Source organism: Streptomyces sp. LBL, assembly GCF_029893585.1.
Lineage (GTDB): Bacteria > Actinomycetota > Actinomycetes > Streptomycetales > Streptomycetaceae > Streptomyces.
Genome location: NZ_JARXYX010000047.1, coordinates 1,744 through 16,618, shown reverse-complemented (window position 1 = coordinate 16,618; position 14,875 = coordinate 1,744). Strand labels below are relative to the sequence as shown.

General features: G+C 69.6%; 1 protein-coding gene (cut by a window edge). It reads right to left on the bottom strand.

Annotation, left to right across the window (positions count from 1 at the left end):
* On the bottom strand, window positions 1–14,875 hold the start of the coding sequence (locus tag M2271_RS38500) for a hypothetical protein (protein ID WP_280892114.1). Its footprint begins 47,645 nt before the window's first position; 14,875 of the gene's 62,520 nt are visible here — the first part of the coding sequence; it begins with the start codon at window positions 14,873–14,875; its stop codon lies off the left edge, out of view.

The following is a 14,875-nucleotide window of genomic DNA, read 5'->3' as shown; positions in this document are numbered from 1 at the left end:
CACCGGCGGCCATCAGCGAGGTCCTCACGAACCTGGCCTCGTTCTTGACACCGACGGCCTGATGCCCGCCGCTGAGCCACTGTTCGGTGGCCGGTCCGTCGAGCACTTCCATCACGGAAGGGCTGAGCACATGGAACCGGGTACCCACCGAACCGGTCACGGTGTCCCACCGGCGCTCGAAGCGCAGCCCGTCGACGAGCCAGGCGCTCCTGGTGCCCTCTTCCAGACCCGCCGGAAGCGCGTCGGAGCCCAGTCGCTCCTCGATCCACAGCGCCGGTTCCAGACCCGGGACAGTGAACACGTCGTCGCCGTCGGCGGCCTCGGTCAGCAACTGCTGGGCCAGTTCGGGGATTTCCCCCTCAAGGCCCACGATCTCCAGCGCGAGCCACTGCCTCAGTTCCCGCTTCTCACGCGCCGGAGCCGCCCACTGGCGGTCGTACATCATGTTGATGCCGGTCAGTTCGGGCACCGGGACGTCCCGGGTCTCCGCCGGGATGTGCGGCAGATGCCGCTGGGACGGGGACAGGGTGAGGGCGGTCGGGGTCGTCAGCCGCACCTTCACCGGGTCGACGTCGAACGGGCGCACGTCGTCCGCCGCGTCGGCGGCGGCGCCGGTGCGGGCCACCGTCGTCGTGGGCGGGGTCTGCCGGCCGGGACGGCCCGGCAGCGCGTACCGCCGCCAGTTCCTTTCCCGCTCGACGAAGGTGATCTCCACGTCGAACCCGACCGTCATGCCGAACACGCTCGAGTCGGGTGACCCCGTGGTCGACTTCCGGACTTCGGTGTTCGGACCGCCCTGGCCGGCCCGGCCGCTGGACCAGCCGAGAGCGGCGGCGAGTGTCAGGTAGAGATGTCCCGGAACGGGCTTGGCCGACAGCGTGCCGTTAACCGAGAAGCCGTCCTCGACACTGTGGCCACTCTGTCCGCTTTTCGCCAGTTTGGCGGTGTGTCGCTGCTTCCAGTCGGCTATGTCTCCCCGGTAATCCGGTTTCGTCTCCTCACGGAGCTTGACCCGCACGAGGACGTACTCGTTGTCGAGCCTGCCCTTGCGGTGCAGCCGCACGGGGATGCCCGTGCTGAACCCCGTGCCCTTGCGCTCCGAGACGTTGTCGGGCGAGAGCGCGTCAGTCAGGACCCGGTAGTTGTGACGCTGCCGTTGCTGGTCGGAACGGCTGGTGAAGAGACCGGACTTGTTGGCAGCGCCGAACCCGGGCAGGAACCCGGCCAGGCGCGGGTCGTCCGCGAAGAGCTTCTCAAGCTCCGAGAGAAGCTGGGCGGTGTCCACCGAGGACATCCCCACACTCGCGCTCGACGGGCCGAAGGGCAGCGTCCGCTCGTACCCCGGCCCCACACTCGCGCTCGACGGGCCGAAGGGCAGCGTCCGCTCGTACCCCGGTTGCCGCAGCAGAGGGGCGATCGTCGGCATGCCGTCGAGCAGCTTCAGCATCAGCGACACCGCCTCCTCGGGGCGCAGACTCAGCCAGGCGGTCACGTCCGTGTACGTCGGCCCGCCGCCCCGCCCCGCCCGCATCGCCCTGGAACGCGCGCCGGTGCCCTCCACGTGCACCCGCACCCGGGCCCGGTAGACAATCCGCGGCCCGGTGATCTGCCGACCGGACACCGTCGTGACGGAGGAAGACGAGGAGACCAGCCGGTTGGATCCCGCCGTCGCCGTGGGCCACACGGCGAGCCGGAGCCGCGGACCACCCGGCATCGTCAGCAGACCGACGGCGGGGCCGAGCCCGAAGCGGCCGCCGAGGCCGTGAGTCCGTGTCGTCGACTGCTGTCGGTCCGACTGCCGAGAGGGGCGGGAGAACATGTCGCCGACGGGATGGCTCGGCGTGATCGCGAGGATCTCGGCGTGCGCCCGGTACGCACCGTGCACGCTGCCGTCCTTGCTCAGCAGCTCGCCGGACGGCGTCCACTTCTTCAGGTAGGCGTGCAGGTCCTCGGTGAGCTTGGCTGCTGTCCCGTCCTTGAACGCCGCCGACCGGCCCGGGGCACCAGGCGCGGTGACCGCGGGGTGCAGCGCCGAGCGGATGACGTCGAACAGACCCTTGCCGCCCTCGAACTGGCCACCGGGTTCGGTCACCGCCAGCACGTCCAGCGACTCGGCGAACTGCACCGCGCGCGCGGCCCGCGCGAACAGCCCCTCCAGCGGGCGGTCCCACGACCTCGGACCGTCCGGGATCAGTTCCTTGATGGGGACCCGGGTCCTCGCCGAAGCGTTCCCGCTGATGACCGTGGCCGCCGGGACGCCCGCCTTCTGGGTCCGTACAGTCACCGTCACCTTGCGCGGTACGTCCACCGAGCCGCCGAGGCTGGACAGCAGACGGTTGTACGACGCGGTCTCCTGGGAGCTCGTCTCCCTCGACGTCCGGCCGAACGACCAGTTGATCTCGGCCGTGGCGCCGGCGAGCACGCCCGGCTTCGGCGTCGGAAGCAGGACGAGGCCGGTCGCCTTGAGCGCCCAGCCGTGCGTCGACTTCGTCGAGCGGGAGGTGGACGACGACAGCGAGTGCAGACCCGCCACGTCCTTGTCCTTGGTCTTCTCGTCGCCGAGCAGGTCGATCAGCGGCCGAGGCTCGTCGGCAGCGCGCCTGATGGAGACCGTCACGTCGTAATACCTGCGGTCCCCGCCCAGGACCTGGAAGGGAACGCCTTCGCCCAGGAAGGCGCCGGTGCGGGACTTCAGCTCGGCGATGATCGGCCCCGGATCGCCGCCGGCGGTCGTCCTCCTTACCCGCTCGGCGACCCACCCCAGGTTGTCGAGCCCTGACAGACCGCCGAGTCCCGCACTCTCCATCGACTCCACGTACGGCGGCAGCCGGAGCCTGCCGGCCATCGGGGTCGCGGGCTCGGCGACGTCCCTGGCCTCGTCCGGCTGCGGCTCCGACGTGGTCTGCTCGGCCGCGGGCGCGCCGGTCCGGTCGGCGCTGGGCGCCCCGCTGTGGTCCCCGGCTGCCGGCCCCCGGAGGTCGGAGGAGTTGCGGTAAAGGGAGTCGGGATGGGCCGGCGTGGGCCGGGTGTCCTCGGCCGACCGGGTCTCAGCCGGACGCTGGGTGCTCGCGTTGGTACCCCGTCGCGCCCTTGGCTGGACCTGGGCCGCGTTGGCGACGGCCTTGACCGCGTTCAGCGCCGCCAGCGGGTCGGCGAGTGGCACCTCGACCGCCCGGAACGCCGCGTACGGGTTACCGGCGGGGTCCTTCACCAGCCCGTGCGACTGGTAAAGGAGATCCGGCGGCGTGGCGTACCGGATCTGCTTCTTGCTCGGGTCGTACGCCAGCGGGGTCATGTCGTGGGCGGAGGACTTCTCCACCATCACCACGCCCCGTTGCCACCCGTGCGGGACCGGTTCGAGATCGGCCAGCGCCGCCTCCGGATCCGGCCAGACCCGCTGGCGCGGCCGCAGCTGCGACGCCGTCAGGCTCGACACGGCCTCATCGCCCGGGACCGGGAAGGCGATGAACATCGGGCGGTTCACCGGCGGCAGTGCCGCCAGCCCCTCCGTCGCCAGCCCCGCAATTACGGGGATCATGACGGCAAGCCGCCGAGCCAGCGGGGTGATGAGAGCGATCAACTGGTCGCGAATCTCGCCGAACCGGACCCTGTCCTGCTGCTCGCGTGCCGCTGCCGCCGCCTCGACCAGCGCGATGATCTCCGACTGCCGGAGCGGGGACGGGAGGCGCGCGCCGCCCATCGCCGCGGCTAGCTGATCCTTCACCACCTCTTCCAGCTCCTGCTCGCGCTCGGCGCCGGGCAGATCTTCGAGTCCCGCCCCGAAGAGCGGTTCGTTCGCATCGTCACTGAGCGCGAACAAAGCGCTCACGTGGGCCGCATCCAGCCCGTCCAGCGGAGAGTCCGGGCCGATCCACGAGGCGTCACGAACCGCTTGGTGCCTCGCCGCCCATGTGCTCGCGCCGAAAACGGCCTCCGAACCCGCCGGGATGAGCGGGAGGTCGTCGGCGATCGACAGCACCCGCACAGACATCCTCAGACCATCTGGCACCCGGATACCGCCGGCGGCCTCCGGCCACGACAGGAGCCTGGAGTACAACTGCCAGTGCGGCGGGCGCAAGCGGTTCGCGAGAGGGCCGGCAGGCAGTCCGTCCCGTGGGGCGAACACGGTGTCGACCAAGCCGTACAGGTGCACCGCGCTTCCGGCCAGCGCCGCGGTCAGCGCGGCCTGATTGGCACTCATCCCGGACGCGTGGAGATCGCTCAGCAGCGTGGAGAGCGGATAGCGGGACAGGCCCCAGCCGAGCACGCCCTTCACGAACAACGGGAACTTGGCGCTGTCCAGACCCAGCTCCGCGTACTTCCGGTACAACTCTTGCGTACTCTGCGCCCGGCCGCTGATTGTCCTGATCCCGCGCTCACCCAGGAGTCGCGCCTTGTCGGCCTCGTCAGCAGCCAGCGTGGTCTGATCCTTGAGATGTCCGCCCGCCGACAGCACGCCACCGGCGGCGACCATCAGCTCATTCAACGACAGACCCGCCAGTCCACTCCGGTCGAGGGCCGGGGAGTATTTTGCGGACAGCGCCGACACGAAGTCTCGCAAGGTTTCACGCGCCACCGGATCGCTCGACCAGAGCTCTCGCAGCGCCCCCTCGTAATCCGCCGCGATCGAAGCCCACTCCGCGAAACCGGTGCCATAGCGCGCCGACTGACCGGCGAAGTACGGATCGGTCACCCTTGCCTGCGCGCCCGAACCGTTGTGGCGCCGCGACAGGAACGGCGCGACCCGGGGTTCGGGGGCCCCCCAACCGGGCTGCAGGTAGGGATTCCCCACCGTGCCCATTCTCTTGAAGTTCTGATCGCCCGTGGGCACGTTCGCGGCGTAGATGAGTCGCTGCGGAGGATGCTCATTGGCCGACAACTGCGCCACTGGCTCCACGCCAGGAACCTCGCTGCCGACCAAACAGGGCCACATCAGCAAGGGAGTGGCCTCGGACATCCCCGCGGCCGCCATCCATCGTGCGGTGGAGCGGCCGTCCTGTGAACCGCTCACGCGCTTCGGACCGAACCGTCCCAATCCGCTTGTCGAGTGCTCCAGGCCGTGCGAGACCTTGACAACAAACACAGGTCCGGCGCCCCGTTTTTGCGTCATCGGCTGCGGCCAGGGCTGCAGCGGGCCCACGGTATTCATGTGCCGGTCGGCAACCACGTAACCGGGGAAATTCGGGAAGTACGCGGTCGATATTCGCCTTCTGGCAGCGTCCCGGGCGTTGAAGCCGTTCAGCCCGACCAATACGCCGGATTCCGAGTAGACGTTTCGCAGCAGGATATCGTTGTCCCACGGGGTTTTCGACGGCCGTTCCACCTCTGCGACCGTGATCTCCGAATACCACAGGTCATGCTTCGCACTCCACGAGTAACCGTGTGTACGACCGTCCTCCTGTGGAATGTTCCGCACCCACATCGGATAAGGCGTCTGCACTGAAAACGCCTCGGGCGTCCGAGAGAAAATCGAATTCTTGAACAGCGACACCTGGTTCTTGACCTTCACGAGCGCCGGATGCCACTTGCTCAGGTCCAGGTTCTCCGCCCGCTCCTTCAGTGTCGCGATGGCGACATCACGGTTCGACGTCCCCAGTTCGAACGGCGCGAACCTGGACTCCTTGTCTTCGGCCGCATAGGGCTTCGGACCTCCGAACAACGAGCCAGGGAAGAACCGCGGATAGTACAGGAAACCGCCGCCCGCCGGTTCGGCGAGCAGCAGTTCCATCGCCTCCTCGCCCATCGACATGTGCCCGCGCACCTCGGCCAGCATCCGCTCGTCCACCGAGTCGGCGAAAGCGTCAACCGCCGCTTTCACCTCCGCCGCGGCTCCGGACCGCTCAACCACCGCATCGATTGCGGGATCACGCAGCATCAGTGCCGGCCACGACGACCGATCGTCAGGTTTCGCACGCTGCCCCGCCAGACGGATCAGCGCTCGAAGCCGATTCAGCGTGAGATTCGGTTCGAAGAACGTCGCGTCCTGACCGGAGGCCAACGTCAACGCCATCGCGTGCCCGGGCTTCACATTTCTCAGCGCATGCAGAGCCCCGGGGTTATGGTCCAGCAGATCACGCAATGCTTCCCGACGCCTCCGCCACAGATCCACGTCAGCGCCCGGATCGGCCTGGTGGCTCAGCCCCTTACCCAGGACGCGGAGGGGGTGGACCCAATCGCCCTGACCGGTGACCTCCCCGCTCAGCAACGCCTCTGTCATCCGCTCGTATACCGGGACATGCGGCAACTGCGCCAGCACGCCCCATATCGCCCGATCGTCCTTCAGCGACCCATGAGGCAACCGATCCATCGGGTCGAGTACGCCATGGATCCACCCGTGCACCCGGGAAAGATCCGTCAGCCATGGATCGGGCTCCACCTCCTTGTCCCACACTCCGGCGTGATGCGAGACATCCAGGAACCACTCCCACGGCAGCGCGTTCTCATTCTGCAGATACCATCCCGCCAGCGCTTCCCGGAATTCCAGCACATCCTCGTGCGGGACCTTCAGATGCCGGTAGACGCCGATCATCAACTCGATCTGCCGCGCCTGCTCAAGCTGCTTTTCGTTTTCCGTCAGCTTCGCATAGGGCTGATACCCACGCCGCTCCATGGCGGCATCCCACGCGGCATTCCTCGGCCGCACACCAACCGGAGCCGGCCACCCCTCCAGCTCCTGCGCGTACACCGCGGCGAGCTGCTCGATCCCTGCCATCAACGAGTCGAACGGAGCCGGGTTCTTCTCGTCCAAGCGGGGGTCCCACAGGTGGGGCGCGAAGGCGTCCGCACGCTTGTCGCCGGCAAACCGTCGCTGGACGTCGCCCACCATTCGTCCGAGTGCCACCCGCGCGTACTCGGACACCAGAGGATCGGCCGCCAGCACCTTCGCGGCAGCACGCCCGTAGTCCGCCGACCGCCGCACGTACTCGTCGTGTACCGGCGAGGGCCCGGCGTAGAGGCCCGGATACCTCGGCTCATGGACAGCCGGGAACGCCGACACAGCCGGGTCGGCCCCCCACACCGCGAACTGCGGGGGCCCAGCCATACCTTGCCGCTCGGTGGATGGTGCGGCGGACAGTTGGCCCTCATCCGAAGACAGCGACATCGCGTCATCGTCGGCGTCCGGGGCGTTGGCCCAACGCTCAAAGTCCGGCGCGGGCTGGGTGTCCTCGGACGGCTGGAGGTCGACCGGGAGCCGGGTGCTCGCATCGCTGTCGGCGGTCAGCGCCGCACCGTTCGGCGCGATGTCGGTCTGCGTGTCGTCGGCCGGGGTTTCTCCCCAGGGGTAGCGCACATACCCGGTCCCCGCCGGCCACGCCTCGGCCGGCCCGGCACCGACGGCACCCGCGGGCCGGACCCTCAGCACCGCGGTCGGCGGCAGTGTGACCGTGTCGCCGTCGTCGTCAACCGTGCCACCGACCGGGCCGAACACCTCAAGGCCCGGGATGCCGGCCAACCGGCCCGAGGGCAGTTCCACCACGCCGGCGTACTCATCGGCGCTGGCCGGGACATAGACCGGCTGTCCCAGTTCGGTGGCCACGTCGGAACTCCACTGGACGAGAGATCCGGGAGTGTCCTCGACAGGGTGGGCGATCACCAGTGGAGTCCCCGGCGACCAGCCGAGGTGGGGCAGCATGGTGATGAAGTCCGCGGCCCCCATCCGCTGGCTTCCCCCGAAACCGAAGGCGTTGGGCACATAGGGCGGGCGGTTGAACGCGACCAGCGCCACGAAGGCGTCGCCGCCCTCGAACATGGCGCGCAGCCTGTCCGCCGTCGCGGCTTCCCCCCGGTCCGACAGGCCCTCGGCGGACCGGAACACCGCGGCGCCGGGCAGAGATTTCACGAAGACACTGCCCAGGGAAGTCAGCTTCTCCAGGCCCGGAACGCGGACCGGATTCAGCAGGCCGGCAGCAGCGTCATCGGACTGGCGAGTCCCCAGGCCGCCGTACCAGGACGTGACCGCGAACTTGGCCATCTGCTGTTCACGGTCCTCAGCCCGCCAGAAGTATGTGTCCAGCTTGTCGCGGAAACGCTGGGTGACCTCCGGCGCGTCTGGCCCGAACACCGTGACCTCGCCCGGCCCGTTCCCCGCACGGAGCACCGGCTGCACCACGTCGGCGTGGCTGTCAGGCGCAGCGTAGGCGGGTGCCCGCCGATCCGGGTCGTCAGCCAACCGCAGCGCTGCGTATACCTCGCCCAACGCCTCCTTGATGTTGGCCTGGATGTTCCCCTCGTCCAGAGTCCCGTCGAACGCCCGGTACTCCACATGATCGGTGCCCTTGCCCTCGACCCGCTTGAAGCTCAGCGCGTCCTCGTTCCTCCCACTGGGGGTGTCCCAGACCGCGTGATATCCCCCGGGCGCCTGCTCAGGGAGCGGCCGGGCATGTTTCTGACCGCGGTGTGCCTCGAACTGCGGGTTCTTCGACGTCCGGTAATGCTCGGCATGGCTCCCGGAGAACCTCTGACGCAGATCGTCGTACCGACGCACATCGGTACCGAACTGACGAGTACTCACGTTGACATGGCCGCCGGTCCTGCGCGTGACCGTCGCGCCGTGCTTGCGCAGGATGCCCGGGGCGGTCCGTAGGTCCTGCCACCCCGTGCGAGTGTCCCGCATAAGGGGGCTGATCAACTCAGCGCCCGCGGGCACCGACGGGTCCTTCTCCAGGAACCACCCGTCCCTGGCCTCCGTATAACCCCGCCCCGCCGCGTCGTGGTATTCGCCTATCGCGGTCTGCGTAGTCAGCCCGGCCGCGCGGAGATCGCTGATGATCGCGGCGAATGCGTCCTTCCGCTGCTCGTGAGTGAGGTCCGCGGGGAGTTCGAACTTGATCTCGACACCGAAAACAAGCCCACCGCGCAGCGGGTCGGCGAGACCTCCTGTCGCGTCCTCCAGCATGTACGGCACCGGCGACTCGCCGCGGGACAACCGGTCGGCCACCCGCTGCGCCGCCGCCGCCAGCGCCTCCGGAGTCGTCGCCGGCGCGACCCCCATCTGCGACCACCAGGCCCGCGCGTGATCCACCACCGCGGAGGCCGGTATCCACCCCGACCGGGCACCGTCAGAGCCGGGCGCCTCTGTCGTCTGCGGCAGATACGGAGCAAGGGCCCGATACAGCACCTCGTCGGCTTCCACAACGGGGAGTTCCCCAGGGAGGTGCGGCTGCGGTGCCGGCGAGTCCTGGATCGCGCCGTCCGCCGGACGGCCGCTGTCCTCCAGCGAATCCGCCACGGGCCCGGGGGCGGCCGACGACGGTTCCTGGACGGTCTCGGAGGGCTCTTGCGGAGTGTGGAGGGCAGCGGCGTCGTCCCCGGCCTGGGAGGCGTTCTCGGGGCGTGTCGTGGTGAACGTATCGGCCTGCGCGGCCACGCGGGCCGCCCAGAGTCCCGAGACCGGCTGCGGCGCGAACCAGCGCTGATACGAGTCGATGAAATCGCCGCGGAACTCATCCCGCAGATCCTCGTCAAGGCGGTGACCGGCGCTGAGAGCGTCGTAGGAGTCGGCCGCGCCCCGCACCACCTGCGCGACACCGGCTTCGAAGGCGAAGTACGCCGGCAACAGGTCCGTCTCACGGGACTGCTGGGCGTCCCACGCCCAGAGGCGCCCCGTCATGTCCTTCGGCGACCCGACACCGCCGAAGACCAGGTCGAAGGCGGACGCCGTCCGCTCGTCCCAGTCCGACCGCGCCCGCGTGACGTCGGCCTCGGAGAGCTGGTGGTCCGGATTGTCCTGCTGCCATGCCTCGAGTTGCTCGTCGAAGACGGCGGCTGCCGACCTCAGCGCGGCGCCGCGTGCCTGCTGCCGCAGAAGCAGCGCGTGGACCCGGTCGGGTGCGGTGATGTCGTCGTACGCGGCCGTCCAGTCGCCCAACTTCTCCGTCAGCGGACGATCGCCGCTGAAGATCCTGCCGAACTCGGCATTGAGGTGGGCGGCGATGCTGGTCTGCAAGCCACGCAGCAAGGGCGCGGGCACGTTGCCGGACGGGATGTCGAACCGCTCCCGGAACGCCTCGCTCAGGGCGGGCGGCTCGGCCGCCCAGGAGTCCACGGTGGCCTCGGTGTCCCGCAGCGCGTTTCGCACCGCTTGCTCGCGGGCCGCCTGAACGGCCAGTTGCGCCGGCAGACCCGCTGCCATGCGCGAGTACCACGACTCCAGCAGGGACGACACATCGCCCCGCGGAGGGTGTTCCTCGTCCCCCGTCCGGCGCCACAGCCTGCGGGCCGCCGGGCCGATCTCCTTGGTGAAGGCCTCGTCCATAGCCTTGTGTGCCTCGCGCAGCACGGCGAGCCTGCCCGCGGCGGAGATCTCGCCGACCGGTTCGGACATCGAGCCGCGCAGTCCCCGGCCGCTCTCGTCGGTGATCCCCACAGCCGCGAGGAGCGCCCGGCCGTCACGGCCGATGGAGTCCTGGTAGGAGTCCGCAAGCCGGTTGACATCCGACTCCAGACGCGACTGCGTCTGTTCGTAACCCAGGCGCAGGGCGAACTGGTTCCACAGCGAATCGCCGACCATCGACGGCAGCAGGTTCTCGGCCTCCTCCACCCTCGCGTTCAGGTCGCCGAGGATGTCCGACCTATCCGGGAAGATCCGGTTGACGGACGCGAGCAGCTGCTCGTCGAAGCGCGCGCCCACCTGCTTCCACACTGCCTCGATGTGCTGGGCCTCTTCTTCGCGCACCAGGTCCGTCGGGTCGTGAAGCGAGTTGAGCCATTCCTGAAAGCTCGCGTTGTACTCGGCCTGCCCCCTGTCCAGCGCGGTCTGGCGTACGGCTTCCGCGTCGAAGGCCGCGTGCGCGCGCTGGTAGGGGCTTTGGGCGACACCGGAGTCGGCGTCGGCCCAACGGCCTTGGCTGTCCCAGGCCCGATCCCGGATCTGGCCAAGCCGCGCGGCGTCGAATCCATGACGGCTGCCGACGGCCCATTCGTCGAAGAGTCCGTCGAAGGCCTGCCGTTCCGCAGCACGCTGCTGTTGGAACTCCTCCGTCGCCGCTGCCTCGGCCAGCCGCTGCTCGTACGTGGCCCGGAGCTGCTCCTGATCGGTCTCCCAGGTGCGGGTCCGCCAATCAGCCGCCGGGACGTGGGACGGAGCCGGAACGAACGCACCGTCCGCCGCCGCGGCGGCCTCACGTGCTTGGACGTAAGCCTGCCTCGCCGCGTCGATCTGCTCGTTGGCCCAGCCGACCGTGTGCGGCGAAGACAGCGGGATCTGCTCTTCGGGGGCGTCGGCGAGGAGCCCCTGGAAGTCCTGGTAGATCATGTGCCTGGACTCGGCGACCTTGGTGAGTGCACCGACGCGCCGGTCGAGCTCCGCCCTGACGTCCTCCAGGACGCCCGGCCCGCGGTCGGCCAGCCGACGGAGCAGCGGTTCGGCAACGGCCGCCTTCTCCCGGTCGTACCACGAGGACAGGTTGTGGTCCCACGCACCGTTCTTGGACCACCTCAGCGCGGAGTGCTGCTCGAGCTCGTCGCTGAGGTGAGCCGCCCACTCGGCCCGTGCCCGCAGGTGCTTGGCCGTCTCACTGACCTGCTCCTGCAACTGGTGCAGCGCATTCGCCTGGTCCGGCAGGGAAGCCGCCGCGGCGGCCTCGGCTTCATACTGCTGCCGAAGTCCGTCCAGCTGCCCCGCGTACCACGCCCGCGTCGGACCGTTCCAGGTGACACGAGGGGCCACCAGGTCGGGGGTCGGCCCTTCGCCACCGGTGCGGAGGGCTTCGGCGAACGATGCTGCGTCACGGAAAAAGGCGTTGCGAGCTTCGGCGTACCGGCGCTCGAACTCCTCGATGAGGGCGGGGTCCGGCTCGACCTGCGTGATCGACTCGGCGCCGATGGGGCCCGCCTCGCCCATCACGGCCTGCTGGAAGTCCCCCACGAGCTGGGAGAACTGCGGCGTCCTGCGGAATTCCACCGACTGCAGAAGCGACGAGCCGCGGACGACGTGTTGGTCGAAGAGGCTACGGGTGTGCTGAAGCGCGGCCAGCTCGTCGTTCGCCTGCCGCAGCTTCTCATCCAGCTCCCGGCCCAGCTGCTCGTCCGGCTCAGGCTGTCCGTGCGTGAGCGGGAACCCGGACCTGGTCTCCGCGAACCACTTGCGGAGGGGCTCCAGGTGCCGGGCCGCATCACCGTTCCGCAAGTGCGGGAAGACATCGCGACGGGAGTCGAAATACTGGTTTGCCTGGTCACGCGCCTCGACGGTGTCGCGCATCGCGGCCAGCTCTTCGACGGCCGCGGCGTCGGCCGCCGAACGGGCCGGTGAACGAGTATCCGTGCGGGTGCCCGCGGCGGGTTCTTCGGGCGCGTGGGTCGTGAGCTGCTCGGCCCCCAGGTGACCCGCCGGTTCCTCCACCAGCAGCTGCTCCCTGGCCTGCTGGGGTCCTGGCGCGTCCTCCTCCGCGAAGGACGCACGGAACTCGTCACGGCTGATGTCCAGCTTCGGGTAACGCAGCGTCCAGGCCGGGTTCGCCTGCCACTGCCGGTACGCTTCCTCGCTCGCCCTGGCTTCCTCCGCCAGGGCCTCCCAGCGCTCCCGGGTCTCCTGAACCAGTTCCTGACGGGCAGCGCCGGCGTCATCGGGACCCTGCTGCCGCGCCGTGTCCCAGCTCGCCGAGAACTCCTCCCGCAGCGTTTCCAGGCCCTGCTCATAACCCCTGCGCGCCTGAGGCGACCTCAGCCCCTCCGGATCCAGCCCGACCGACTTCTGGAGGTCCTCCAGTGCCCACCCCTTGCCGGCGAGCTCGCGGTAGCTCCGCAGCAACCCCTCCCGCCAGGCGGCCTGTGCCGCGGCCTCATCCACCCTTGCCCGCACCGCCTGCGGCGATTCGTACTCGGCCTCCGCCGCCCTGCGGGCCAGCGCGCTGCCGAAGGCGTCGTCCCCGTTCTTCTCCGCGTCCAGCCAGGCATGCACGTCACGCTGCTGCTCCGGGCCGTAGATCTCGTGATAAGACGTCGCGAATTCGGTACGGGCGCCCTGCATCAGCTCGTCGAACGTCTCATCACTCACCGCGTGCTTCCTGGTGACGTGACCGGTCTCGCTGAGGGTGGACGTCACGTCATGGAGCCGGACAGCCCCCTCCTGCAACGCCTGCTCCGCCCCTCGCTCGAACTGCAGACGATCCGGCAGCGAACGGACGGCAGGCTCGAAAACATCCCTGCGGAACAGCAGCTCACGTTCGAAGAGCTGCTCCTCGGGCCACACGCCCCGGTCCGGCCAGCCGACCCTTTCCCGGTAACCACGGGTGAGCTCCCCACGGAGGTCCTCCAGGACCCGATCCGCGGCCGCACCACTCGCGTCCAGGTCCCGCAACCGGCCTTCCGCCTCCCGCAACTGCCGCAGCAGACCCGCCTCGTTCTCGAACCGGGCGCGCAGCTGGCCGTTCATCCGCTCCTGCGCGCCATTCAGCCGGTTCACGTGGTCGGCCCACTCCTGAGCCGACCGCTGCCCAGGCGCGCCCGCACCCTGTTCCCCCTCCGCCGCCTCCAGCAGATCCTCGTGGTACCGGGCCAGCACCTCGGCGTCGTCCACGCTGTCGAACAGCCGGTCGTCGTGCCGCGAGACGTCGCGCCAGAAAGGCTTGTAGTGCGTGAGACTCCGCTCGGTCTCCGACCGCAGACCGTCTTCGACGACCTTGGCGTCGAACCGCCCACGCCAGCGGTCGATCAGCTGGTCCACCGCCGGTTCGAGCTGGTGGCGCTGCCGCGTCCACTCGTCATGCGGGAGCCTGCGCGTCTCGGGGCCGCTCGAGTCCGGCAGTTGCCGGGTGGTCGCCGCGAAATCCCGGGCGAACTCGGTCCGCACTTCACTCAGATACTTCGGATCCACGCCCGACAGGGCACCGGCCCGGTTGAAAATCTCATCCGCTGCGGCCTCGAGCTCCAGCCGGGTACGCAGCCCCTGATTCAGTTCCTCGAGCTGCTCATTGCCCCTCTGGTGCACCTCGTCCCAGGTGGCCAGATCCATCCGCCCGTGCCGCAAGCCGGCGACCGCCTTGTACACCTCGGCCGCGGCCTCCTCGCCGAACTCCGCCCGGGCCCGATCCCGCACGGTGTTCGGAAGACTGACCGACGACCCGTCCGGTTGGTCCATAGCGGTGTCGAAGGCCCGCTCGGCCGTGATCCGCGCGCTGTCGGCCGCCGCGGCGATCTCGAAGTCGTCCGGCAGCGCCCTGGTCAGGCGCCCGAACCTCTCGTCAAACTGCTCCCTGGAGATCAGGCCGCCTTGCAGTTCCTCCAGATCGGCCTGCCACCGCTCATTGAAACGGGTCTCGACCGTCTGCCGCCAGGACGGGCGGTCCGGTCGAGGCTCGGGCACCCCGTGCGTGTTCTCCAGCTGGTACGCCTCGTGAGCCGCGTTCAGGGCCTGGTCGGCCTTCTCCTGCTGCTGGGCCTTCTGTTCCTCGTCGGTGAACCTCTCCTCTGTGGTGCGGACGATCTCGTCCTTGGCACGACTCCACGCCTGGAAGCGCGCCTCCTGGACAAGCGCGTTCTCATGGGCAAGCGGCGGCCCGTGCTGGGGGGCCGACTCCGTGGAACCTGTCTCCGGCTCCGCGGGACCGGTGTGGTTCTCGTGCCCGGGCTCCGACGGACGCACCTCCGGCCGCGGGCCGGGCGGCCGGGGCGGCGGGGATGTTCCGTCTCCCGCGGTCGAGCGCTCCGCTCCCGCCGTCGACGTCGAGCGCTCCGCGGCGGGCCCGGCAACCGACGACTGGGCCGTGGCGGTCTGCCCGGCGCCGTCGGGCCGTACGCCGTCGGGCCGTACGCCGTCGGGCCGTACGCCGTCGGGCCGTACGCCGTCGCGGCTCGTCAAAGAGGCGGCGTCCGCGGCCGACCGGCCTGCCGTCGGCTTGGGAGCAGCGTTCTCGGTGGCCGGCCTCGGGGACAGCAC